This is a genomic window from Kitasatospora sp. NPDC088160 (genome assembly GCF_044741445.1).
GTDB lineage: Bacteria > Actinomycetota > Actinomycetes > Streptomycetales > Streptomycetaceae > Kitasatospora.
Genome location: NZ_JBIUSS010000021.1, coordinates 125,861 through 148,288, shown reverse-complemented (window position 1 = coordinate 148,288; position 22,428 = coordinate 125,861). Strand labels below are relative to the sequence as shown.

Here is a 22,428-nt window from a genome sequence, read left to right as displayed (position 1 = left end):
GCGTCGGCGCTTCACTGATGGCACTACCCAACACCCTTTCGGAGAGGGAGATTCATGCCTGAGGTGCTTTCGGACCCTCGCCTGCGCCAACTCGCAGGTTCCCGTGTGCTGGTGACCGGCGGCGGTGGATTGGTCGGCAGCCGGATCGTCGCGCAGCTCGCCGCCGCCGGCGCGGAGGCGGTCGTCCTGGACCGGTTCGACGCCTACCCGCACCCGGTGCGCGACCGCTTCCGGGTGGACGAGCACGCCGCCCAGGTCGTGCTGGGGGACGTGCGGGAGCGGGCCACCGTGAGGTGGCTGGCCAACCGAGCGGACTCCGTGGTCCACGCCGCCGCGTTCGCGGACGTCGCCGCGTGCACCCGCCGGCCCGACACCGCGTTCGCCGCCAACGTGCACGGCACCCAGAACGTGCTGGACGCGGTCGCCGCCGCCCCGGTGAAGCGCCTGGTGTTCGTCTCCTCCGCCTCGGTCTACGGCGACGGCGAGCCCGGCACGGTCCCGCGGTTCTCGGAGGACCAGCCGCTGACCCCGATCTCCGTCTACGCCAACACCAAGCTGTGGGGCGAGCACCAGGTGCGGTTGGTCCTGCCGAACAGCGGGACCGAGCACACGATCGTGCGCTACTTCTCGGTGTACGGCGAGCCGCAGGTCCCCAAGCCCGGGTCGCACTCGTGGATGGTGCCGTGGATGGCCATGTCCGCCGAGGCCGAGCTGCCGCTGCGGCTCAACGGCGGCGGCCACCAAGTGCGCGACATGGTGCACGTGGACGACATCGCGCACGCGACGATCCTCGCCCTCGTCGCCGAGGATACCGCCAGCCAGATCGTCAACATCGGCACCGGGATGCCGAGTTCAGTCCGGGAGATCGCCGAGCTGATCGCGGCCCGCTACCCGGACGCCCGGTTCGTGGAGACGCCGATGCCCGCCGGCGACCCGCGCGGCGGCTACGCCGACACCCGGCGCGCGAGCGACCTCCTGGGGTGGCACCCGACGATCTCGCTCGCCGACGGCGTCGAGCGGTACGTGAACTGGCTGAAGTCCACCCCGGACGCCGTCCCGGACTGGCTGACGGAGGCCAACACCCTGGCCGGAGCAGCGGCCTGACCCGGAGCACCGGCGCACCGCGCCGGTGCTCCGCCCATCAGAAGACCGGCGGCCGACCCAGCTGCGCCATCCGCCGCACCGTGCTCCAGCGCATCGGCCGGCGCGGCGGGCACGCCACCCGCACACCCTCGAAGAACCCGCCCCACCACGCCTTGAGGCCGCCCATCGGGGGGCGGCGCAGCAGGGTGTAGGCGATCCAGGAGGTGAGGTAGACCGGCACCAGCGGGGCGGGCAGGTGGCGCTTGGCGAGCCAGACGCGGTTGCGGGCGGTCATCCGGTAGTAGGCGGCGTGGCGGGCCGGGTCGGTGCGGGGGTGCTGGAGGACCATGTCGGCCCGGTAGTCGATGCCCCAGCCGGCGTCGAGGGCACGCCAGGCGAAGTCGGTCTCCTCGTGCGCGTAGAAGAACTCGGCGGGGAACAGGCCGACTTGGTCGATCACACTCATGCGGATGGCGTGGCCTCCGCCGAGGAAGGTAGTTGCGGGGCCCGACTGCATCGGGTCGGACTTGCCGAGGCGGGGGACGTGGCGGCGCTGGGTGAACCCGGTCTCGTCCGCGATGCGGAAGGAGACGATGCCCAGCTTCGGGTCCTGCTCGAACGCCTCGCGGATCAGCCGGAAGGTGTCGTTCCTGGGGAGGAGGCCGTCGTCGTCGAGGACCACCAGCACGTCGGTGCCGCCGATCTCGCGCAGCCGCTCCACTCCGGCGTTCCGGCCGCCGGGGATGCCGAGATTCTCCGGCAGCTCCACCGCGTCCACCCAGGCGGGCAGCTCGGGGAGCTTGATGCCCTGGCCGAGAACCACGGTCCGCACCCCGCTGTCGGCGCCCTCCTGGGCCGCCACCGAGTCCAGCAGCGCCAGCAGCTCCGCCGGCCGATTGCCCATCGTCAGCACCACCACGCCCAGCGTGACGCCCATCGAACCGACTCCACTTCCAAGGGGGAAAACCATGACCTCATCGACACCCCGCTCGCTGCACGAGCTGGCCGAGGCCGGGCAGCTCCCGGACCACCAGGTGATGGACCAGCCGACGCTGGACTGGATCGCCCGCAACCGGCCCGTCGACGCGGGTGTCGGGGCCACCCTGCCACACCGGCCGGTGCCACTGGTACCCGAAGCGTCCTGGTTCGCCCGCACGGAGACCCCCGCCTCGATCCACGGTGTCCTGCACGGCGCCCGGGTCGCCGTCCTGCTCCAGCTGCTCGCCGCCGAACAGGGCTTCGCACCGGGCCGGGCGCTGGCACTGGCCGCCGGGGCGGCCTGCCACGACTGCCGCCGGCACGACGACCGCACCGACCCCGGCCACGGGCAGCGGGCCGCGCGCTGGCTCGCCGAGCACCCCCACCTACCGCAGGCCGCGTTCGGGGTGACGGCCGGGACCGAGGCGTTCACCGCCGTCGCCCTGCACGACCTGCCCCACGACGCCTTCACCGCCGAGGAAGCCGACGCCTACCGGCAGCACCAGGTGGCGGTCGACCTGCGCAAGGCCGCCGACGCGCTCGACCGCTACCGCCTCCCCCTTCTGCGGTGGTGACCCGACCTCACCCGCCTGCGCAACCGGGTGCCCGCCTGGACCCCCGGCCTTGCCCACGACCTGGTGGTGGCCAGCGAACGGGCCCGCCTCGACGGCGCGAGCGCCGCCGAGGCCCTGGACCAGGCACTGCGGCTCCGCACCACTACGACGTCCGACTAGGAGATCCGCCCGTGCACACTCCGTGGGACCACGCCCACCCCGACCTCGGGCCGGCGCTCGTCGTCTCCGAGGACGGCTGGCGCCAGCGCCTCGACTCGACGCCCAACGGCCACCTGCTGCGGCCCGACGGCAACGCCATGCTCCGGGTCCTGGCCTCCGGCGGCCCGATCCACCTGCTCCACCTGACCCGATCCCTCGACGCCATCCGCGACAGCGGCCAGCTCCTCGCCTCCAGCGGATGCCTCGTCGGAGCGGTCTACGGCGCGCCGCTCACCCCGCTGCCCGGCGGCGCCCTGCTCCCCCACAATCTGGGCTCCCACCTCCTCGACAACACCCGGGACCTGGAGAGCAGGCGCGGCAGCACCCCGCTGGTCATCGAGATCACGCCCGACCGGCCCGTCCCGCTGGTCGGCCTGGACTACCTGCGGCTGGGCGAGGTCCACCTGCGCGCCCACGCCGCCCATCGGCACGCCCTGACCGAAGCCGAGGACGAGCACGTCACCCGTTCCGTCACCGACCGGGTGCGCGCCGCCGCGCCCCTGCTCGACCTCCTGCTCGGCAGCGCCGCCGGCCGCCCGTCCCCGGCTCGACCGCTCCTCGACGCGCTGGCTGCGGCGGTCCAGGTCATGCCGTACCTCGGGTATCTCTACTTCGAGACCGTCGCCGAGTACCTGATGCTGCACTCCACCAGCCGCACCAGCCGCGAACTCGCCGCCCGCGGCGAGATGAACAACCACCTCTACAAGCGGCTCGCGTTCGCCGCCGTCGACGGCATGGGCACCCTGTTCGACGTCGGCCGCTTCCGCCCCGACCACAACCGGCTCCTCGAACTCGTCACCGCCGTCGAGCCTGGCTTGGCCGACGCGGCTGGCGCGTTCGTCGGGGAGCGGCTCGCACACCGGTTCGCCTCGACCGCGTTCGCGGCCGGGGTAGACGCCACGGCGTTCGCGTTCCACGGCGCCGACACCGAACAGCTGACGCGGCACGCCCCAGGGCTGCTGGGCCAGCTGTACTTTCGGGACGTGCGGCTGCTCGACCGGTATCCGCAGCTCTACCACCTGTTCGAGCGCGCCAAGGCCGGAGAGGCATGGGCCTACTGGAACGCGCGGAACATCGCCACCCCGTTCAACTCCGCCTGCGGCCCCAAGGGCGAGATCGGCATCAACCCCGCCCACCCAACCGCCAAGGTGACCGTCTGGAAAGCCGAGACGTGCTCACGGGGCCTCGTCCACCCGGTCGAAGCCGTCGACGCTGTGCCGACCCCACGCCTGGCCCCCTGGGTCTTCGCTCCGCTGAGGGACCGCACCGAGGAGGAACGATGGAACAACCGGGCCGTGGTGCCCGCGTAGCGCGGGTCGGTCCTCCCCGGCTCGACCTCTTTGGTGGACCCTGACGTCCAGCCTCGGGCTGGGGCTTCGCCCTGGTCTACGAGCCGGTCCACTGCCGCGAGCGGCTCGGCGTCGAAGAGCTCGCCGAGGAGATCGCCATCCCCGGCGGCGCCGACGACGAGCCGGACCTGATCGTCTGTCACGGCTGGCCAGTACGCTGTCGGCCCGGCATTCTCTTCGCCCCGACAGCCACAACAGGTGCGACTCCAGGCCAGCGGCGGTGCCGCTGGTGCCCGATCAGATTGATGCGACACGATGACGCAAGAGCAAGCGAGCGCAGCAGGCCTCGTTTCTGCTGGTCCCGGAGGTGATGTGGACACCGGTGCTACGGCGACAGCCCGGTTCACGGTCGAGCATTCGTTCATCGGTCAGCTCACCAGCCTGGCCATCCTCTCCCCTGCTCACCTCCAGGGCGCGGCTGGCAGGAACCCCGAACTGGCGAAGTCTCAGAGGGTGGAATGTGAGCTGATGTCCGTTCTGTCATCGCCTGAATGGACATCAGCTCGCATTCCGCCCTCTGAGATGGGCTACGAGGCCGTGGGGCTTTTCGGTGGCGCAGTCGGTGCTCCGGGGTGCATCTTTCGGTGGTGAGTGAAACATCGTTGGCTGAGCACGAAGACCGTTGGATCATGAATCTTCGGGGTCTGGCCGTTACCAAGATCAGCGTTAGCTACCAGGTGTTGCTGCACCTCGACTCGGACGCCCGCGTGGAACTTGGATGCCCATTCACGCTCACCCAGGGTGTCGGCGACGACCGTCAGGAGGTCTTCCTCGACCCGGGGCGACAGGATGTGGCGGCGACACTCGGGCTGTTCGGAGCGAAGGTCTTGTCTGCGGTGGCCTTCAAGACGGGTTCGCTGCGGCTGGTCTTCGACAACGGCTGTCATCTCACCGGCCGGGCGGACCCGTCGTTCGAGGCATGGGAAGTGCTCGGACCGGGAGGCTGGCGGATCATCTCGACGCCGGGCGGAAAGCTCACGGTCTGGTCCGGGCGCTCCACGACCTCCTGACGGGTGCCGGGTGTCGGTGCTGGCGAAGAGGCGCTGTACCGACCGTGCACTTTCCGTGGCCCTGGTGTTCACGAGTACCGCTGACCAGGCGCTCCCTTGGCAGCCGGGCCCCTTCGCTGTCGGACGCGGGGTGAAGGATGGGCGGTATGACGAAGACCGGAGCGGACTACGCGTGGTTCGAGAACGACTTTCCAGACATCGCCGAGGCGTACTGCTTCACCTTGGTCCGGGGCCTGTCGACTGCTGAGTTGGTGTCCCGGCTCGAAGGACGACCGGAGGCGCCCCTGCAGGGCATAGCCGCGGTCGTCGACGCCGCCTTCGCCCAGTACGACCTGCAGGAGGGAGACCGTCAGCTGGTCGCCATGACCACTGTGGGCACCTGGACACTGCTGATCGAGCCCAACGGCTACTTCGGGACTACCGAAGACCGAGCCCTGCCGGCTTCCGCCGGGGCGAGGTGGGTCTCGCACTTCGTCAATATCAACAGCGTCGGCACGTTCCTCTGGGCAGAGGACCAGGTCCTGCGACTCTGCTTCGAGCCCATGTTCCCGGAGGACCGTTGGGGCAGCACACCCGACGAACTCCTCGCCGTTATGGAACGGATCGGCTTCAACCTTGAGGAGGAAGATCCGGAAACGGATCTGTCCTCACCAGCAGCGTTTGCTCTGGCAGAGCACCTGACCGGCGTCGCCATCACGCCAGCGCTACTCCAGGACACCACGTTCACCTGCGTCACCATCCAGATCCGGTGACATCAGGGCCGCAAGGTAACCGGACCAGCTGTCCTGGGCCAAGGCGGCCCACTGGGTCACGGTATTCCGGTGAAGGCCGAAGAGGTCGCTCAGGATGATGGGCGGCAGCTCGCCGGCCATGCTGAACATGGCCGTGTTACGGGCGGCGATGGTGGGCAGGCCGTGCTGCTTGAGTCGCACCGAGAGTGTCTGTGGGCTGCGGGGGCGGCTGGCGGGAGAAGTTGGGGGTGCTCGCTGGTGGCCGGCGTTCCCAGGGCGGATCGTGACCGGCCGCTGGCGATCTGGTGCTCGATGAGGTGGGCCAGCGTCGGCGGCAGGAGCACGGGATGCTTGTCGAAGGTGAGGTAGGCCCCATCCTGGTCCTGGTGGAAGCGGTCGGTCGTCAAGTGGACGATGCGGTTGAGGTGCAGGCCGTAGAGCCGGATCAGGGCTCCGGCGATGCGGACCTCCGTAGGTAGCGAGGTGTCTGTCAGACAGCGTCGCAGTTGCTCTCCATGCTCCTCGTCGTCGAGGAAGGCGGTGGGCAGGGGGCGGTGTCGTGGTCGGGGTCGTAGCGCTCGGCCCGGGGGGGTCTTGCGCTGCCCGGCGAGGTAGCGCTCGACAGTGCGGCGGGTGACGCCCAGGCGCTCGGCCACGGCGGCCGTGTCGCCCTTCGCGGCCTTGACCAGCGCCCGCATCTGGGCCCGCACGGACTTCGGCAGGGATCCGCATCGGCCGCGAAGCCCTGCGCTGCCTGCTCGCCCGACGAGGCATCACCTTCCAGCGCACCAAGACCTGGGAGGAGTCCACCGGCCCCAACTACGACGCCAAACTCGACCGGATCGAACACGTCCTGAAACGCTTCCCCGACCGCACATTCGCGTTCGACGAGTTCGGCCCGCTCGGCATTCGCCCCACGGCCGGCAGCTGCTGGGCCGAGCAGGAGCGACCGAACCGGCTGCCGGCGACCTACAAGCGCACCCACGACGTCACCTACTTCCACGGCTGTTACTCGGTCGGCGACGACTCCCTCTGAGGCGTCAACCACCGCCGCAAGGGCACCGCGAACTCCCTGGCCGCGCTCAGGTCGATCCGGACCGCCCGCCCGGACGGCGCCCCGGTCTACGTGATCATGGACAACCTCTCCGCTCACAACGGCAAGAAGATCCTGCTACGGGCAAAGAAGCACAACGTCCACCTGTGCTTCACCCCGACCAACACCTCGTGGGCGAACCCGATCGAGGCATACTTCGGACCGCTGCGGCAGGTCACCCTTGCCAACTCGAACCACCCAAACCACACGGTCCAGACCCGTGCTCTGCACGCCTACCTGCGCTGGCGCAACGCCAACGCCCGCCACCCCGACGTTTTGGCCACCCAGCGCAAGGAACGCGCCCGCATCCGCGGCGAGAAGGGCTCCGCTGGGGCGGACGACCTGTCCTCGCCGCCTGACCAAGCCGCTGGCAAGCCCTTGCGGTCACAGCATTAGCATCTCCTGCCATGAGCAATTCAGAGCATGTCCTCACCTGGCTGCAGGCCTGGTACGCCGATCAGTGCAACGAGGACTGGGAACACGAGTGGGGCGTGAAGATCGAGACGCTCGACAACCCCGGTTGGTCCGTCTCCATCGACCTGGAGGAGACGGACCTGGAGGAATGTGAGTACCCCCGACACGACGTCAACCGCACCCCGCACGACTGGGTGTGGGCGTGGACCTCCGACAAGATCTTTCACGCCAGGTGCGGCCCTGCCAACCTCGCCGAGGCCCTCACCCTGTTCCGCTCCTGGGCGACCGCAAACACTCCCTGAGCGCTCGCCGATAGTCCGAGCGAGCGCGCCACCACCGAGGGCTGATGAACACGCAGGAGATCGCCCAGCTCGAGGCGATCGGGGTCGTTTGGAACGAACGCGACCGCTTCTGGCAGACCCTCGTGGCCGACCTCAAGGCGTTCCGCGACGAGTTCGGTCACCTGGACGTGCCGCAGGCGTACGTGACCCCGGCAGGCCGTCCCCTCGGCGCCCAGGTACGCGCGCAGCGCACCCGGCTCTACGAGCTGCCACCAGAACGCCGAGCGGAACTCACCGCCCTCGGGTTCGTCGCCAACCGGCTCGAACGCCGGTGGGAGCAGCACTTCACGGCCTGGCGCGCCTACCAGAAAGCACACGGAACGCCGGTGGTGCCCCGGCACTTCGTCACCGATGACGGCCTCCCGCTCGGCAGCTGGCGGATCGTCCAGCTGGAGCAACTGCGCGCCTGCACTCTGGACCCCGCCCGAAAAAAGAAGATCACCGACCACGGCCTGCACCTGAACAGCGACGAGTTCCGTCACCACCGCAACGTGCAAGCCCTGCGCGCGTTCCGCGGCGAGCACGGTCACGCCCGGGTGCCGTACGACTACGTCGCCGCCGACGGTTTCAGGTTCGGTGAATGGGTCGCCCGCCAGCAGCGGGCGCTGCGGGACGGCACCCTCACCCTGAAGAAGGCGCGCGAACTGACCGAGCTCGGGCTGCGCCCCTCCGCGCGTAAGAGGCCGCGTCCATGACTGCTCCCTCCCGGCCTCCCCGCCCGGACGCCAACGGCGCCGCCCCCGGCTGCGGCCCACATGCGTGCGCGACGGCGGCCCCCTGGCGCCCAGCCCCAGCTGTGACCTTCCTTGCCGCCGGCCACCGTGACCGGCTGATCCCGGCCGCGTTCATCCCCGCCGAGGCCGGGCCCGCCGAGCACCCCCGCTACCGGGAGGAGTGGCGACCCTAGAACCTGGTCCGATGGATGGCGGCGTCTCGTCCGTCCGGGGTGAGCCGACGTTGATGACACTGGTGGCCGCTAGCCTCTCGGCGTGACTCAGACCAGTGATCGACAGCTCCCTGCCGCACTCGCCGCCTCACTGGCTGTCCCGTTCGACTACGACGACGGCAAAGGGATCGACTTCGAGCCCTTCCCGGACTTCCTGTCCGCCGAGGACACCACCGACTGGTTCCGGGCCTGGACTGGCAACACAGAGTTGAGCGGTGACGACTTCCGTGTGTTCGGCCAGGACGGCACGGGTGGATACGCGGCGTTCTGGCTGATCCGCCCAGGCCGCCCACTCATCGACCAGCCAATCGTCCTCCTCGGCTCCGAAGGCGAGACCGCTGTACTGGCGCGGGACCTGGGCGACTTCCTGTGGCTGCTCGCTGGCGGCTTCGGCCCCTGGGAAGCGGCCACCACGTACGAGCCCGACTGGAGCCCACATCCCAACCGGCAACTGGTGGCCGTCGCGGAGCGATTCGCCCCTGGCCGACAGCAGCCGGCCACCGCCGTCATCGAGCAGGCAACCCGGGAGTTCCCCAACTTCGACGACACCATCATGGAGCTGTGCCGCTGACTCCGACAGGCACTCTGCAATCTCGGAGCGCGTTTGAGATCTGCCGTGGGACGATCCTTCGGTGACTCGACTCGTGAACCGTGATCGCTCCCTTGAGGAGCTTGAGCATGGTCGTTGGCCAGCCCCGTCAGGCGATGTCACCCGCCTTGTGGCGACCGTGCACGCGCTCCGGCGACGCTCGACAACGTGACCGTGCAGATCCTGCCGCAGTCGGTTCGCGGCTACCTGTCGCTCTCCGACTTCACGCTCCTGGACCTCGGCGACAAGCTGCCCATGACGGTCCAACTGGACACGGGAGCCGGTATGTCCCTCACGGACAAGTCCCGCGAAGTCGGCCGGTTCACTCGGATGTTCGAGGCGCTGTCCCGCTCGGCCCTCCCCTCCGAGGCGACACCGGAGTTCCTGCAACAACTCACCCGAGAGATCACCTCATGACCCACCACATCACTGCCCCTGAACTCGTAGGCGTGGCCGACTGGTTCAAGTCGTCCTACAGCGGTGGATCCGGCAACAACTGCGTCGAGGTCGCCGACCTGACCGTCACCCACTTCGGGGCCGTGGCCATCCGCGACTCGAAGGACCCAGCCGGACCGGTCCTGCTCATGACACCCGAGGCATTCACCGACCTCGTAGCGTTCGCCCGGAACTCCCGCGCCTGAGTCAGCGAGGGGCCGTCTCCCCCGTCTCCCAAGTAGGGGGAGGCGGCCCTTCGCCGTGCGGGTGGTCCATGCCCTCCAGACGGTCCGCCGCTGCGCCGTACAGCGATTCGACTCGCGCGCCGTCCAGCTGCCCGGCATCGGACGGCTGTGAATCGCACTTGCTGGCCAGCCGTTGCCGGTCAGCGGCGCCGACGCCGAACTCTCCGCCCGGCACGGCCTGACCTGGTCGCAGTTGCCGCTCGCACACCGTACCCAGCTTCACATCCCGGCCGCCGCCGACGGCCCCGGCCTCAGTCTGGCCGCTCTGTTGCTGGGCACTCGGGGGACCGACTGACAGTGGGACCGCATGTTCGCGCGTGTCACGCCGGACCGCCTCAGTCCCGATCTTCGCGGCTTGCTGCCCACGCACGTCAGCGCCCTGCGCGCCGGTCTGGTCGCCACAACGGACTTCCAGCCCGACCGCCGGCGCAGCCCGGCCGCCCGCCTGGCCCACCGCATCACCGCTCTGGCGACCACCACGGCCTACCTCGCGATCGACAGCAACCACTTCGTCCCCGCCGATGTCGCGACCACGCCACGCTCAACGCCGACAGCCACCGGAGCCTGCGGTTGCCCGGCGGGTGGTCCCTCGTCTACCACGAGCCGGTACCGGTGCGGGCAATCACCGCAAGCGACGACGAGCTCGAGGTCATGAGGCCCACGGTGTCGTGGTCGGCCGCGAGCAGGCCGTCCTGGGCGCAGTGCTCGCCGCCCACGGCGACGGCACCCTCGACACCACCATGGGCCTGATCCTCGTCACCGACGTCGACGACTGCAGCACGCGCCGCTGGCAGCTGCAGCCCGCCGCCTACGACAGCCATCCGGCCGGCCGGCTCCTGTACTCCTACGCCTCACAACTCGCTTTCGCCCAGTGGCTGGCCGCTCCCAAGCCACCGGCCCCGACGGCCTCCGGCAAGGCGGGCTCGGCGAACCAGCTCAAGCGCCTCGCCCGGGACCCTGCCGTCAAGGCCGGCGCCCTGCACCGCGTGCGCGTTCTCGACTACACTCCGCCCCCGGACGAGCAGGCCGCACCCCGGGACACCGACGGCACCGGCGCCCAGCTCACCTACTCCACCTCGCGGCGCGCGCCCTGCTCTGAACGGACCACCGGGCATGCGCGCACCGCGCCGACCTCGGCACGACCAGCCCACAGCGCACCGACACAGGACCAGGGGAAGGCCCGTGCCCACCACACACCGGATGTCGCTGCTCCCCCACCTGGTCCCGCTGATGGTCTCCGGGGCCAAGACGCTCGAGGTCCGGGTCGCCGACGCCAAGCGCCGTGCTGTACAGGCCGGTGATCTGATCGAGTTCACTCCCGCCGACGGGACGGCCGAGAGAATCCTGGTGCAGGTCGTTCGGGCCAGCGTCTACAGCGACTTCCCCGCCCTGCTCGCTGCCGAGAACCAAGATCGTATCCATCCCGACCTCGACGCGGCTCGGCAACTGGCTCTGCTCAGGGAGATCTACCCGCCGGAACGGGAAGCCCTGGGCGCGATCGCTATCGAGGTCACCCTCGCGCAGGCGGCTCGCCCACCCGTCGACAGATCCGTACGCCGGCAGACCGGACGGTAGTCGGCGGCGGGGCGCGGGTTGACCCGCGTGAAGCGATGCAGCCGCATCGGCGGGAACGACGCTGTCGTGCGGATCACGTCCGAGACAGACCGGACGGTACGGCCGGCGCGGCCCGGCCACACCGATACGCTCCACCCATGAGCGAACGTCAGCCCGGCAGTGCTGAGACCAGTTTCATTTTGCCGGCCGACCCGAACGACGCCACCGACCTCGACGCCTGGCTCCGGCCGCTCGGATGGTGCGTCGAACCCGACCCCGCCCAGGCCCGGCCCGGCTACCTGCGACTGCGCCCGCTCGTCACCGCCGACCCCGACGATCACGACGGTGGCCGTACCTTCGCGCCCGGAACCGCTGTTTGGTGGACGGGCTACGACATCGTCCGGGTCGCACCGACTGTGCCCGGTCAGCTCCGTCCCCTCCTCGACCTGATCGGCCGTCCGGCGGCATAACGCCGCTCGACTCAGCCCGGTCCGCCGACTCCGGTGCTGTTCGCATTCGTCTACGCGCGCAGGACAACGTCGGACACCTCGGGTAGCCCGGAGCAGCCGCGGCGCAGCATCGGGGGCAAGCCCTTCCGCAACGCCCTGCCGAGGGGTTCGCCTTGCGTGAGGAGGGGGTTGTGCACCATGCGTGGTGTGTCGATGCCCGCGGGGCCGCGATGGATCCGACGTGGCCCGATCGGCATGGCCTCGCCTACGTCGGCGTGACGTTGGCGTGGGAATGGGTCGAGGCGGTGCGCTGTCGAACTGGCACCCGCACCGCGTTTCCGGGCGTACTGGATGCTCATACGCAGCACACCCTGGACGCCGACCGCATCCTCGCGTACGGGGGTTCCACCGACCGCACTGCTTCCTGTCGGCATGCCCGCGCGGGTGCTCACGGCCCGGCGTCACCTCCCCCAGAGCAGGGTGTGAGAAGAGGCCAAGGACGTAGCAGAGAGCTGCTGACCTCGCCTACTGCGACAGATGCTGACTGCCCGAAGGCTGGTTGCCGAGTGCGGGCTCGGGTCGACCGTGTCGGTCGTGTCCGGTCGCCTGCCGTCGGGTTCTCGCCCGCGTCGGGCTGTTCGCCGGCCGTCCCCTCCGGGTGAGGGGGCCCGAGGATGTGTCGGACGGGGCTGCCACGATGTCCCGTGCGCACTCTTGCAGGTGAGGACGCGGACGCAGCGCGGGAGGCGCTTTCGGAGTTGTACGGGAGCGTGCTGCACCAGAGAACGGTCTACGGCGCCAGCGTGGTGGCGGTCCCGTTCCTGGCGGGGCTCGCGGCCGCCGGACACCGTGCGGCGGACGTACTGACACTGCTCGGCGGGATGGCCGCGAGCGAGGACGAGCACGGGGTGGAGCGAGGCGCGGTCCGGGCGGCCGTGGCCGGCCAACTCCCACTGCTCCTGCCACTGCTGGAGACAGCTGAGAACGGCGTTCGGCGAGCCGCTGCCTGGACCATGTCGTGCACCCGCTCGCGCATCGTGTTGCCTGCTCTTCGCGCCCGCTGGAACGAGGAGCCCGAGGCCGAGATCCGGGCGGAGATCCTCTCCGGGATCGCCCGGATCGACCCCGCAGCTGGCGCCGCTCTCGCGGCCACCGCCCTGGACCCGTCGCGGCCCGCCGAGGTACGCCTGGCCGCCGTCCTTGCCCACCTGGACGCGGGCGCCCCGTGGAGCGGAGCCCTGCACACCGCGGCGCTGTCCCTGCTGCCCGCCGATCCGCTGCGCTCCGCGTTCGACATCGACCGCACGGAACCGCTGGCCGCCAGCGTCGAGGCCCTGCTGGAGCGCAACCACCCGGTGGAGCGCGAGGCGGCTTTCGCCCTGGTGGATTCGGCGTTGCGCGACGGCCGGGCCGAGGTCCGGGCGGAGGGCGTCTGGGCGGCCGACCGCGCGTGCATGATCTCCCGCAGTGCCCCGCGCCGCCTGGTGCCGGCCCTTCGCGCGGCAGGCGTCGACGAGATGTCGGTGCTCGCCCTGTCGTCACTGCTCGGCCGCCTGGGCCCGGCCGCCGCGCCGGCGGCGGACGTCCTGCTCCCCCTCGCCGGACGGGCCCTGGGCCAGGACGACGACTTCGCGGACCGCGCCCTGGCCACCCTGGTCCTCGTCGCACCAGCCCTGGCAACGCCCCTCCTGACCGCCGGCCTCGGACAGCGCCCCCGCGCTCTCGACGCGGCCACCGGACTTCGCAGCCCCCACGACCCCTTCCCCTACGACCTCAGTCTGCTCACCGCAGTCCGAACGCGGCTCTCCCGGCCCCAGGAGCTCAGCGGCAATGAACCCTGGCAGCTGACGAACCTCCTGGCCGGCTGGGGCAGCGTCGCGGCCCCGGCCCTGCCCGAGCTGTGCACGCTGCTCCCTCACAATCCAGACCTGGCGGCCCCGACCCTCACTTCCGTCGCCCGCGACAGCGCACCGGCCGACCGGGACCGCGCCCTCGCAGCCCTGCGAGCAGCAGCCGACACCGGCGCACTCCCCGCCGCGAAAGCCCTGAACGACCTCACCGGCGACACCGCGCCCCTGCTGCGTCTGCTCGGCCCCGAACTCCGGGAGGGCCGCTTCCGCCTGAGGCAGGCCGCGGCCACGGCGGGGGAACTCGGCCCCCGGGCCGGGCGCTCGTGCCCGCGCTGCGCGCGGCACTCAGCGGCCCGGACGCCGACACCACACCCGCGCTGGACACGGACACCGCCCTCGCCGAGGCCCTGTGGCGCATCACGGGCGACGCGCACGAGGCGGTCGCCGTCCTGGACTCCGTGCTCCGCCGCGCCGCACGAAACCGCTGGTCGCAGTGGTCGGTAGCACGGGCCGCCCGTGTCGCAGGGCTCCTCGGCCCGGCGGGGCGGCTGCTTGCACCTTGTCTGGAAGCAGCCCTCGCCGATCCGAGATCGGCGCCGGCTGCCGTGCTGGCCCTGCTGTCCGTCGCGGAACCCGGCTCTCTCTACTGCCCCGCGCTCGCCGAAGCCGCACTGCGGTCCGCCGAAACGGACGCCGATCCCCAAGGTGCCTCTGAAGCCCTGGACGCCCTTGGCATCGCAGCCCTGACCGACGACCAGCTCGCCCGGCTCGCCGTCCTTGCGTACGGCGACGCCCGCACGGTCCGCTCCGGCGTCGAGGACCGCATCATCGGCCAGGACGACGCCTTCCGGCGGCGCGCCCAGGCGCTCCTCGCCACCGCCCCGACATCCGCTCGGGCCCCGGCACCGGGTGAGGTAGGTGGGTTGTGACCATCGCCGCCGTGCCCCGGAGCGGTGATGGACGTCTTCGAGCCAACCTGCTGACCACCAGGGTTCCAACCGGCGTCAATCTCACACCCGCGAGGTCCACACCTTCGGATGAACCAGGGTGCCGCCGCGGCCACCGGGACGCTCCAGGGCGCGACCATGGCGCCCATGCCGATCTCCCTCAACTGGTCCGCACGGCCCGCCGTTGCCAAGCCGCCCGCACGTCCCGAAGCTGCCGACAGGTGACCGCTGATAGCGCCACCGACTCAGCGGCGCGCGAGCGGCGGCTGCATCCCGCGCTGGCGGTGCCCGCGACCATCGTCCTCCTCGGCTACGCCGCGATCAGCGGCGCCATGCTGCTCATCGCTACCCGCGAGGCCCTGGCAGGCCGGGGTGAGAGTGCACTGTTTGTCAACGGGCTGCCCGTGCTGCTGGCCGGGGCCACTGCGTTCCTTGCCCTTGTCCACTTCCTGCTGCCGATCCCGTGGACCAGGTTGGGGCTGGGCGTCTGCCTGACGGCGATCGCGGCCATGAACGCCGGTATGGTCATCAAACACGGCCAGCCGCTACTGTCCTTCGACGGAGCTCTGATGACCGCCGTCCTCACCATCATCGAAGCGGGCGGGTTCGCTACCCCGCTTGTGGCGGGCATCGCCATGTGGCGTCCCGCGCTCCTGCCCGCCTGGCGGAAGACCGGTCGCCGGACGGCCTGACGCCTGTCCTGCGCCGCCGGTTCGCCACAAAGACCCCCGCCCGCAGCCAGCGCGCGCCCTTGCCCGCCGCCCCCTCGGGCGTCGTCCCAGCGGATCGCTTGAGCGAGCGCCAGTACGGGCCCGGCGCGGTACTCGGAACCCGTGCGAAATCGGCTGCCTCCCGCGTCGTGCTGGACCTGTCCGACCGAGCACGCCGTCGACGAGTCCAGCACCACATCGCCGCCGGGCCCAGTCAGGTCCAGTGGCAGACCCTCCGCCGGCTCCGAGAGGCAGCGGTCCGGCCCGAGGTTGATCACCGCCGAGGAGGGTTCGATGGTGGGTGGTGCGCCGCCGAGGCTGAATGGCAGCTGCTCCGGCCCGCCGCGTGTGATCGTGTGCTCGATCCCGGTGCGCCGGGCCGTCCGTACTGCGTACAAGGTGTCTTCGGAGCTGGTGTACGCATCGGTGTAGGTGACCGCCCGCACCGGCCCGTCCTTCGCAGCGGGCGGCATAGCGACCGTTCGAATCCAGCCCGCCGGACCAGCCAGCTACAGGAAGACGCGGTGGGTCTACGCTGATCGCAAGCTGGTGTCACGGTTGTGGGTGGGGTCGAATGTACGGTTCGGGTGCTCTGGCGGGTCGACGGTTGGCCGTGACCGGTGGTTCGCGGGGGTTGGGCGGCGAGATCGTACGGGCGGCGCTGGATGAGGGGGCCGTGGTCGTGGCGTGTGCTCGCGGTGGCGAGGACCTGGCCGCGCTGGCTGGCGAGGTCGGTGACGCGCCACTGTTCACGTCGGTTGCTGACGTCGCGCAGCCGGGGGCGGTGGAGGAGTTCGTGCACTTCGCGGTGGGGGCGATGGGTGGCATCGACGGGGTGGTGGCCTGTGCCGGGGGCGCCCGGGGGCGCGGGCTGGACGATGCGACGGCCGAGGACTGGGCGTGGACGTGGGAGGTGAACGCCGGACACAGCGCGCGGCTGCTGGCGGCCGCCGTTCCTCATCTTCGGGCGGCCGGCGGAGGGTCTGCGGTGGTGATCTCGTCGATCTCCGGCTGGAAGCCGGGGCCGCAGGCGCAGTACGGGGCGGCGAAGGCGGCACAACTCCACTTGGTGTCCTCGCTGGCCCGTGAGCTCGCGCCGGACGGGATCCGGGTGAACGCGGTCTCGCCAGGGTCGATGTTGATCGAGGGCAAGCGCTGGGACCGGTTGAGGCGAGAGGAGCCGGGGGAGTTCGCCAGGCTGGTGGCCGAGGTTCCGGGCGGGCGGCTGGTCACTCCGCGGGAGGTCGCGGAGGTGGTGCTGTTCCTGCTGTCGGACGCGTCCTCGGGGATGAGCGGGGCGAACGTTCCGGTGGACCGGGCGCAGAACGCGCCCGGCCCGCAGGGGTACTGATCCGGCGGGTGGTCAGTGCCTGACGCTGTCGGTGATCGTGGTCTGGCACCGTATCGGCAGGCGTTCTGCGTCAACCGGTTCGGTGAGTGTCCTACTCTGGGCTCTGTGATTCACGGCTGCCCGAGGGGAGCCGGATGGTTGCTTCGGGAGGTTCCGACGGTGTCCGCAGATCCCGCCGCGTTCGCGTGGTGCTTCGACCATGGCCGGCTCCACCGCTTCGCGGCGGATGACGAGCCGTGGTGCACTGCCGCCTGGGTCTCGCTGCCCGGAGGCAGCGCCGACGAGGCTCTGAAAGCGAAGCACGAGCGGTTCGGCAACGCCGTGTTCTTCGATCATCTCCCCTCAGAGCAGCAACTTGCGCTGGTCAACATCAGCCGAGACACCCACTGACCAGGAGGTTCATCATGGCCAGCTCCCCGATGGACGGCGCCGCCGCTCTGGATCGCGCCATCGAGTCGCTGCGGCAGGGGAACCACCGGGTGGACATCTCCGTGCGTGGGCCGCTGGCAGAACTGCTGGAGGACGCCGCGCAGGGAGACGCCGACGGTGTCCTCAACCCCTACGCGGAGGCTGTGGCAAGGGCACTGCTCGGCCAACCGTCCTGACCGGATGCGGCGTCACCGTTGTGGCTGACCGTCCGAGCGGTCCTGGCCAAAGCGGTCCGGGTGGACGTGAGAATGATCAGTCAGCCTGCGGGGTGGGTGACGACCCGCCAAGAGCGCGGCCGTGCGATGCCGCGCTGGTCGAGGTAGTCCTGCAGCGCGGTCGGTGTCCGTGGCCGGCGCTCTGGAGTGGTCGGCAGGTGGGCGCCGATCCGCTCGAGATTGACGGCGATGGCGGTCAGCACGTGCTGGACGTGGGCCTTGTCCTCGCTGCGGTAGCGGCACTGGCGCATGCCGTGGCCGTCGACCGGAGTTCCTCACACAACGGGCGTAGGCGGCTTCGATGACGGCCACATCCTGTGGGGACAGCTCCAGGTCGAGGCTGCCGTAGTTCAGCGCGACGTGCTCGGCCTGCCCGAACCCTGCCACCACAGCGGTGTGCGGTCCGCGCGACAAGGCAGTGCCGCAGCACCGCCTGTCCGAGGAGCGCCGGGTGACCGCCGAGGTGCCAGCGCAGCGGCTCGAGCGCACGGACGGCAAGGACACCTGATAGCAGTTCGTTCTCGGGCTCGACGCGATCGCCGCCGAACTCGACGGCTAGGAGACCGCATCGACTACCAGCGCCGCCGAGCGGTGCTTGAGGAGTGGACCACCCCGCTGGCCTACTGAGCAGTTTCCAACCTGACGTTGCAGGTCACGGGCTGGTGTGAGGCCGGGCGGGGAGGCTCGGGCTGGTCGCGGGCGTGATCGCTAGCAGGTGATCATCCGTCATGTAGCCAGCGCAGAGGAATCGCGGGACCGGGCCGTGGAACGCTCGTACGCTCCGGAGGGAAATCGGCTGCGGGGAGGAGTTCGTGGCGGATGGGCTGGTTTGGGTGATGTGGTTTGGGTGATGTGGCGCCGGGGCTGGCCGATCGCGCCGAACTGCCGGGGCCTGTACGGTCTTCGGTGTCACGCCAGCGAGGTCATCGCTGCCACACTTCCTGGGGGGCACATGAGGCTGCGACGGCCCGAGCGGTCGGATCGCCCGAACAGCACGCCGATCGTCGTGACGTGTCTGCTGGCGCTGGATGTCGTCCTGTTCGCCGCTATCCTTCAGGCCGCGCTTGGACACGGACTCTGTGCGGCCCTCGGCGGGCATCAATGCGACACCCGTACTGCTATCCATCGGTTGGTCATCGCGTTCGCAGCAACATTGGTCACCGGCGTCCTGTGCATTTGGCGGCGGCGCCCGGCCTCCGCAACCCTCCAGCTCATTCTGGCCCTCCTGTTCGGCCTATCGGCCGTCAATGCCCACTAATGAGCAGTTCCCAAAAGCGCACATGTTCCGGCGAACCCGTGCAAGGCGGTGCCTGAACAGCACAGGTTCCCCTTGCGAGGTGGATGCTGCATGATCGACCAGTGCTGGTAGAGGTAGAGAAGATCGCGAAATTCCCGGGGAGCCCGTTGCTGGCTCAGGTCAACACCGCCGTCGGACGCACTGCGGTGCGTTGGTGCGGGGATCCGGCCGCCGAGCTGGGCGAGTACCACGTGGAGTGGACGGTCGACGAGGAGATCTTCTGGGGGCGGAACGCCAAGCCGGCTGTCGGTGCCGGGCCCGAGATCCGCCCCGGCGGACACTTCGTTGTCCTGCGAGGACGGCTGAGCCTCACGGAAGACGGTGTCGGCATGCTGGACTTGGATGGCACGGTGATCCTGCTGGATCTGGCAGATCCATTGCCCGACGGCGTCGGCAGCACCTGGGTCGAGCTCTACGTCGAGCGCGAGAACATCGCTCTCTACCCTTACGAACTCTGACCGGAGATCAGGTCCGGGAGACGTTCCACCCCGACATACGGGTCTCGTCGATGTGGTCGGACAGGTAGATGAGTGTGGCCTGTGGGTCCATGCCGAACGCGGCGGCGACGAGTTTGGGGTCCAGGGTGTTCACCAGGTCGACCAGGCGGGTGCTGCGGATCATCCGGGGCGGGAAGCCGCAGTCGTCAAGGACGTGGGAGAGATAGGCAGTTGAGGCCGCGCTTTGCCCGGCCTTCGTTCCCTTGGTGACCATGACGTGGGGATTGTCGGTCCGCCATGACGCTCGGTGGGTCAGGCACCGCTGCAGGACCGTCCAGGAGGCCGGATCGAGGGGAACGGGATGGGGCCGTTTGCCGAGCCGGACTGTCCGGGCGGAGTCGTTGATGCCGTCGATCTGCAGCATCCGGGCCTCTGAGCTGGAGGCGCCATGCAGCAGGGCGAGCATGCCCACCAGGGCCTCGTGCGGATGCACTCGCTCGTCGGTCGTCCAGCGCCGGAAGAGCTGACGCTGCTGGTCGAGGGTGAGGGTCCGGCCGCGGAAGCCGTTCGCCTCTTTGACGGCGAGAGTGCGGGTCGGATCGACCAGCACCAGCTTTTGGGCACGGGCGAACCGGAAGAACTGCCGCAGCACTGTCAGTCGGCGCTTGCGGGCCTTGGGCAGTGTCGCGAGGAAGGCCTCGATGTCGTGCACATCGACAAGAGACCAGTCGTCCTTGTCCTTCTCGGCGAGCAGGAAGAGCGCCAGGTCACGCATGGTGGCCAGGGCGGTCTCCAGGGTGTGGTCACTGCGGGGGCGGGTGCCGGCCCGGCGGGCCCGGTCCTGGGCCCGCATCCGGGAGACATCGAACGCCGACACCGCCGGTCGCAATGAATCCGGCACGGCCTCGATGCGGCGCCGGCGGCGGCCTGCGGCCAGCCGCTCGGCCTGGTCGTTGACCCCGGCCAGGAGGTTGCGGGGGTCGTGGGTGATCACCGCGCTGGTGCTGCGCCGGGCCTGCTCGTTGCGACGGAAGCTCTGACTCAGGGGTAGTCCGAGGTAGAGGTGAGCCTGGCCGTCGGGCAGGGTCGCGTCGGCGACGGTGCCCTGTGTGGTCAGGCACCAGGCGTTGAACTGGAAGATGACGGCCTGGTCGATCTGGCGCAGCGCGTCGGCGGGGTCGGTGCTGTGGGCCATTGTGCACCAGGAGGTGAGGACGGCCGTGGTCAGTCCCGCTTCCCAGCGTGCGGGCGGGCCGCCGATGTTCAGGATGGCTTCGACCGCGACCTCGGCGAGGTAGACCGTGGAGAGCGGGGAACGGCCGGCCTCGCGGAGCAGGGCTGCGGTGTCCCCGCCGGGGGCAAGGCGGGACCAGGCGTCGGCGACGGCGCGGACCAGGTCGTGGCGCACGCCTTCGCCGTCGGTCGAGAACTTGTACTCGTTCGCCGGGATCGTGTCCTCGTTGTCTGCGTTCAGCACGACGTACGGCGGTGCCGGACGGTGGGACGGCCCGTCGGCAGGACGGATGGGACGGGGCATGATGGATCCTCAAGTGTCATGTAGGACAGGCTGGTTCAGTGCCTAGGCTGGTCGCGCCGTGCGGTGTGGAAACTGGCGGGCTGTCCGTTCGGAGCTGGTCAGATTCGGTCCTTGTTTCGGGAGGTCTCGCGTGCCTGTCGGGCGACGGCCCAGGCGTTTTCGTCGGCGGTCTTGATCCGGCGGAAGTAGCGCTTCATCGCGTCGGATCCTTTTGCCCAGTCGCCGAGTTCGGCGATGGTGTCCTCGGGCACCTTGGACTCGTACAGCTCGGTGGCGCCGCCGGCCCGCAGGCCGTGCGCGGTCACGCTGCCTGCGGTCTTCGCGTTGAGCAGCGCGTTGTAGCCCAGCTCTCCGCGCTGCGCCTCGGTGAGGTGGGCGATCCGCGCGAACGCGGCCTTGGCGAGGGCCTTGACGTACTTGTTGATCGACTCGCCGGAGAGGAAGGAGAGCTCGGTCCAGTCCTCGGCGGTGAGGTCCTCGTCCTTCTTGTCGGTGCCGTCCGGGTGCTTGGGCCGGGTCTGCAGGGTGAGCCGGACCCCGAGGCGGCCGGCCAGGTTGAGCGCTCGGAACAGCGCCTGGTCCTCGGGCTGGTGGATGAGGCGGCCGTACTCCAGCCAGGCGCGTAGTCGGCGGACCGGGCAGATGTGCGGGGCGTCGTCCCGGGCGGGGATCCATGCCTCGAACTTGGTGTCGTCCTTGTGGGTCTTGCGGTCGACCCGGCGGACGTGGACGCCGTCGCGGCGCAGGGTGACGTGGGTGACGATCAGCTGGGCGAGCTCGATCCGGCGGGAGAGCAGGTGGAAGCCCAGGCAGCAGATGGCGGCGTCGCGCAGGTCGGCGGGCCGGCCGCGCTCGTCGCAGACCGTGACCATCTCCTCCAGGTCGATCTCGCGTACCGCCGGGCTCTGCTTGTCGATGTGGCGCCGGTTCCAGCCGATGCGGTACGCCGACAGCATCGCGGTGACTTGCCGGGTGCCGGGCCTGGTGTTGCCCGGGGTCTCCTCCTCGTTCCAGGTGATCACCGCGCTCTTGTAGGCGTTGATGGTGTCCGGGTCGAGTTTGCGCTTGATCATGTCGCCGACGTACTCGATCAGCGTCGCGGTGGTGCAGGGCAGCGCGACCCGGCCGTGCCCGGCGCACCATGTCTCGAACAGCTTGACCTGGTTGGCCCGGTTGCGTCGGGTGTTCTCCGGTGGGGCCTGCTCGATGAGCCGGGCGGTCTCTTCGGAGATGACGTAGTCGGCCGCGGTGTACTGCGGCATGACGAATGGGGCGGGCAGCGGCCGTCCGGCGACCAGCACGGTGTCCCGGGTGTACTCGTAGACGTCCAGCCCGAGCGGCCGGTCCGGGAGGGCCGGGACCGGGGCGCCGTTAGGGCCGACCAGTTCCCCGTCCCAGACCTCAACGTTGGTGCTCATGTCGCCTCGTCCGTGCGCTGCCACTGGCACTGGCACTGGCACTGGTCGACGTCCGGGTGACCTGGCCAGTTCGCGGCCTGCTGGTGCAGGGTGTTCAGCGCGTTGGTGGCGCCCGGGACGTTTCCGGCCTCGAAGGCCCCGTCAATCCGGCCGAGCGCGTGGGCGCTTACCGGCAGCTGCGTGATCAACCCGGTGGGCAGGTCGAGGCCGGCGGTGGCCGCTGCCGACCGGTTCGCCGGAGAGGGGT

Annotated in this window: 28 protein-coding genes and 1 pseudogene; 22 read left to right on the top strand and 7 right to left on the bottom strand. The window is 70.2% G+C overall.

Translation table 11 applies throughout. The features are described 5' to 3' along the window. The first annotated feature begins 54 nt into the window (after positions 1-54). Positions 55-1,104: an NAD-dependent epimerase/dehydratase family protein gene (locus ACIOGZ_RS30020; RefSeq protein ID WP_400988397.1), complete on the top strand. Its 1,050-nt coding sequence runs from the start codon at positions 55-57 to the stop codon at positions 1,102-1,104. Between the two features lie 37 nt (positions 1,105-1,141). On the opposite strand, the gene ACIOGZ_RS30015 is transcribed toward ACIOGZ_RS30020, so the two are convergent. Then, on the bottom strand, positions 1,142-2,020 hold the full coding sequence (locus ACIOGZ_RS30015) for a glycosyltransferase family 2 protein (RefSeq protein WP_400988395.1): 879 nt from the start codon (positions 2,018-2,020) through the stop codon (positions 1,142-1,144). A 31-nt stretch (positions 2,021-2,051) separates the two neighbouring features. On the opposite strand from ACIOGZ_RS30015, the gene ACIOGZ_RS30010 reads away from it, so the two are divergent. The 5 genes from ACIOGZ_RS30010 to ACIOGZ_RS29990 all read left to right on the top strand — a co-directional run bounded on the left by ACIOGZ_RS30010 (position 2,052) and on the right by ACIOGZ_RS29990 (position 5,945). Then, a complete protein-coding gene (locus tag ACIOGZ_RS30010) occupies positions 2,052-2,636 on the top strand; it encodes a hypothetical protein (protein WP_400988393.1) in 585 nt (194 codons plus the stop codon). A 27-nt stretch (positions 2,637-2,663) separates the two neighbouring features. After that, positions 2,664-2,795, top strand: coding sequence for a hypothetical protein (locus tag ACIOGZ_RS30005; protein ID WP_400988390.1), 132 nt, complete (start codon positions 2,664-2,666; stop codon positions 2,793-2,795). Positions 2,796-2,806: 11 nt separating this feature from the next. Next, positions 2,807-4,144 (top strand): hypothetical protein, encoded by a 1,338-nt coding sequence (locus ACIOGZ_RS30000; protein ID WP_400988389.1) that lies wholly within the window; start codon positions 2,807-2,809, stop codon positions 4,142-4,144. 626 nt (positions 4,145-4,770) lie between these two features. Then, on the top strand, positions 4,771-5,193 hold the full coding sequence (locus tag ACIOGZ_RS29995) for a DUF6188 family protein (RefSeq protein WP_400988387.1): 423 nt from the start codon (positions 4,771-4,773) through the stop codon (positions 5,191-5,193). A gap of 146 nt (positions 5,194-5,339) precedes the next feature. After that, positions 5,340-5,945, top strand: coding sequence for a DUF6461 domain-containing protein (locus ACIOGZ_RS29990; protein ID WP_400988385.1), 606 nt, complete (start codon positions 5,340-5,342; stop codon positions 5,943-5,945). Here the strand turns inward: ACIOGZ_RS29990 and ACIOGZ_RS29985 are convergent. Further along, the gene (locus ACIOGZ_RS29985; RefSeq protein ID WP_400988383.1) at positions 5,898-6,125 is read right to left on the bottom strand and encodes a hypothetical protein; all 228 of its coding nucleotides are present in this window, start codon (positions 6,123-6,125) and stop codon (positions 5,898-5,900) included. The two genes, ACIOGZ_RS29990 and ACIOGZ_RS29985, sit on opposite strands and share 48 nt — an antisense overlap. Positions 6,126-6,648: 523 nt before the next feature. On the opposite strand from ACIOGZ_RS29985, the pseudogene ACIOGZ_RS29980 reads away from it, so the two are divergent. From ACIOGZ_RS29980 to ACIOGZ_RS29955, 6 genes and pseudogenes are all read left to right on the top strand, one after another. Continuing rightward, positions 6,649-7,376, top strand: a pseudogene (locus ACIOGZ_RS29980) (transposase); the annotation flags it as partial. 48 nt (positions 7,377-7,424) lie between these two features. Continuing rightward, on the top strand, positions 7,425-7,733 hold the full coding sequence (locus ACIOGZ_RS29975; RefSeq protein WP_400988381.1) for an immunity 53 family protein: 309 nt from the start codon (positions 7,425-7,427) through the stop codon (positions 7,731-7,733). A 44-nt stretch (positions 7,734-7,777) separates the two neighbouring features. Continuing rightward, the gene (locus ACIOGZ_RS29970) at positions 7,778-8,467 is read left to right on the top strand and encodes a helicase associated domain-containing protein (RefSeq protein ID WP_400988379.1); all 690 of its coding nucleotides are present in this window, start codon (positions 7,778-7,780) and stop codon (positions 8,465-8,467) included. Positions 8,468-8,761: 294 nt separating this feature from the next. Then, positions 8,762-9,289, top strand: coding sequence for an SMI1/KNR4 family protein (locus ACIOGZ_RS29965; protein WP_400988377.1), 528 nt, complete (start codon positions 8,762-8,764; stop codon positions 9,287-9,289). Between the two features lie 186 nt (positions 9,290-9,475). Beyond that, a complete protein-coding gene (locus ACIOGZ_RS29960) occupies positions 9,476-9,724 on the top strand; it encodes a Scr1 family TA system antitoxin-like transcriptional regulator (RefSeq protein WP_400988375.1) in 249 nt (82 codons plus the stop codon). Beyond that, entirely contained in the window at positions 9,721-9,948 is a 228-nt protein-coding gene (locus ACIOGZ_RS29955) for a DUF397 domain-containing protein (RefSeq protein WP_400988373.1), read from the top strand. Before ACIOGZ_RS29960 ends, ACIOGZ_RS29955 begins: the two co-directional genes overlap by 4 nt. A gap of 632 nt (positions 9,949-10,580) precedes the next feature. Here the strand turns inward: ACIOGZ_RS29955 and ACIOGZ_RS29950 are convergent. Then, a complete protein-coding gene (locus ACIOGZ_RS29950) occupies positions 10,581-10,808 on the bottom strand; it encodes a hypothetical protein (protein ID WP_400988371.1) in 228 nt (75 codons plus the stop codon). A gap of 361 nt (positions 10,809-11,169) precedes the next feature. On the opposite strand from ACIOGZ_RS29950, the gene ACIOGZ_RS29945 reads away from it, so the two are divergent. The 8 genes from ACIOGZ_RS29945 to ACIOGZ_RS29910 all read left to right on the top strand — a co-directional run bounded on the left by ACIOGZ_RS29945 (position 11,170) and on the right by ACIOGZ_RS29910 (position 17,453). Continuing rightward, a complete protein-coding gene (locus tag ACIOGZ_RS29945; RefSeq protein WP_400988370.1) occupies positions 11,170-11,562 on the top strand; it encodes an ASCH domain-containing protein in 393 nt (130 codons plus the stop codon). Between the two features lie 137 nt (positions 11,563-11,699). After that, entirely contained in the window at positions 11,700-12,011 is a 312-nt protein-coding gene (locus tag ACIOGZ_RS29940; RefSeq protein ID WP_400988368.1) for a hypothetical protein, read from the top strand. 749 nt (positions 12,012-12,760) lie between these two features. After that, entirely contained in the window at positions 12,761-14,344 is a 1,584-nt protein-coding gene (locus tag ACIOGZ_RS29935; RefSeq protein WP_400988366.1) for a hypothetical protein, read from the top strand. Between the two features lie 101 nt (positions 14,345-14,445). Continuing rightward, positions 14,446-14,769, top strand: a complete 324-nt coding sequence (locus ACIOGZ_RS29930) for a hypothetical protein (RefSeq protein WP_400988364.1) — start codon at positions 14,446-14,448, stop codon at positions 14,767-14,769. A 239-nt stretch (positions 14,770-15,008) separates the two neighbouring features. Then, the gene (locus ACIOGZ_RS29925; RefSeq protein ID WP_400988363.1) at positions 15,009-15,479 is read left to right on the top strand and encodes a hypothetical protein; all 471 of its coding nucleotides are present in this window, start codon (positions 15,009-15,011) and stop codon (positions 15,477-15,479) included. A 592-nt stretch (positions 15,480-16,071) separates the two neighbouring features. Continuing rightward, on the top strand, positions 16,072-16,848 hold the full coding sequence (locus tag ACIOGZ_RS29920) for an SDR family NAD(P)-dependent oxidoreductase (RefSeq protein ID WP_400988361.1): 777 nt from the start codon (positions 16,072-16,074) through the stop codon (positions 16,846-16,848). A 159-nt stretch (positions 16,849-17,007) separates the two neighbouring features. Next, positions 17,008-17,238, top strand: coding sequence for a hypothetical protein (locus ACIOGZ_RS29915; protein ID WP_400988359.1), 231 nt, complete (start codon positions 17,008-17,010; stop codon positions 17,236-17,238). A 14-nt stretch (positions 17,239-17,252) separates the two neighbouring features. Next, positions 17,253-17,453, top strand: coding sequence for a hypothetical protein (locus ACIOGZ_RS29910; RefSeq protein WP_400988357.1), 201 nt, complete (start codon positions 17,253-17,255; stop codon positions 17,451-17,453). 80 nt (positions 17,454-17,533) lie between these two features. Here the strand turns inward: ACIOGZ_RS29910 and ACIOGZ_RS29905 are convergent, their stop codons facing one another. Next, on the bottom strand, positions 17,534-17,743 hold the full coding sequence (locus tag ACIOGZ_RS29905) for a hypothetical protein (protein WP_400988355.1): 210 nt from the start codon (positions 17,741-17,743) through the stop codon (positions 17,534-17,536). 701 nt (positions 17,744-18,444) lie between these two features. On the opposite strand from ACIOGZ_RS29905, the gene ACIOGZ_RS29900 reads away from it, so the two are divergent. Both ACIOGZ_RS29900 and ACIOGZ_RS29895 read left to right on the top strand, forming a co-directional pair. Further along, positions 18,445-18,750: a hypothetical protein gene (locus tag ACIOGZ_RS29900; RefSeq protein ID WP_400988353.1), complete on the top strand. Its 306-nt coding sequence runs from the start codon at positions 18,445-18,447 to the stop codon at positions 18,748-18,750. Positions 18,751-18,851: 101 nt separating this feature from the next. After that, positions 18,852-19,247: a hypothetical protein gene (locus tag ACIOGZ_RS29895; protein WP_400988351.1), complete on the top strand. Its 396-nt coding sequence runs from the start codon at positions 18,852-18,854 to the stop codon at positions 19,245-19,247. A 7-nt stretch (positions 19,248-19,254) separates the two neighbouring features. Here ACIOGZ_RS29895 and ACIOGZ_RS29890 read toward each other — a convergent pair whose 3' ends face one another. The 3 genes from ACIOGZ_RS29890 to ACIOGZ_RS29880 form a co-directional block, all read right to left on the bottom strand. Continuing rightward, positions 19,255-20,763, bottom strand: a complete 1,509-nt coding sequence (locus ACIOGZ_RS29890) for a tyrosine-type recombinase/integrase (protein WP_400988349.1) — start codon at positions 20,761-20,763, stop codon at positions 19,255-19,257. Between the two features lie 98 nt (positions 20,764-20,861). Next, complete coding sequence (locus ACIOGZ_RS29885) at positions 20,862-22,181, bottom strand: hypothetical protein (RefSeq protein ID WP_400988347.1); 1,320 nt, start codon at positions 22,179-22,181, stop codon at positions 20,862-20,864. Next, positions 22,178-22,369, bottom strand: coding sequence for a hypothetical protein (locus ACIOGZ_RS29880; protein WP_400988346.1), 192 nt, complete (start codon positions 22,367-22,369; stop codon positions 22,178-22,180). The genes ACIOGZ_RS29885 and ACIOGZ_RS29880 overlap by 4 nt, the downstream gene beginning before the upstream one ends. Between the last annotated feature and the right edge of the window lie 59 nt (positions 22,370-22,428).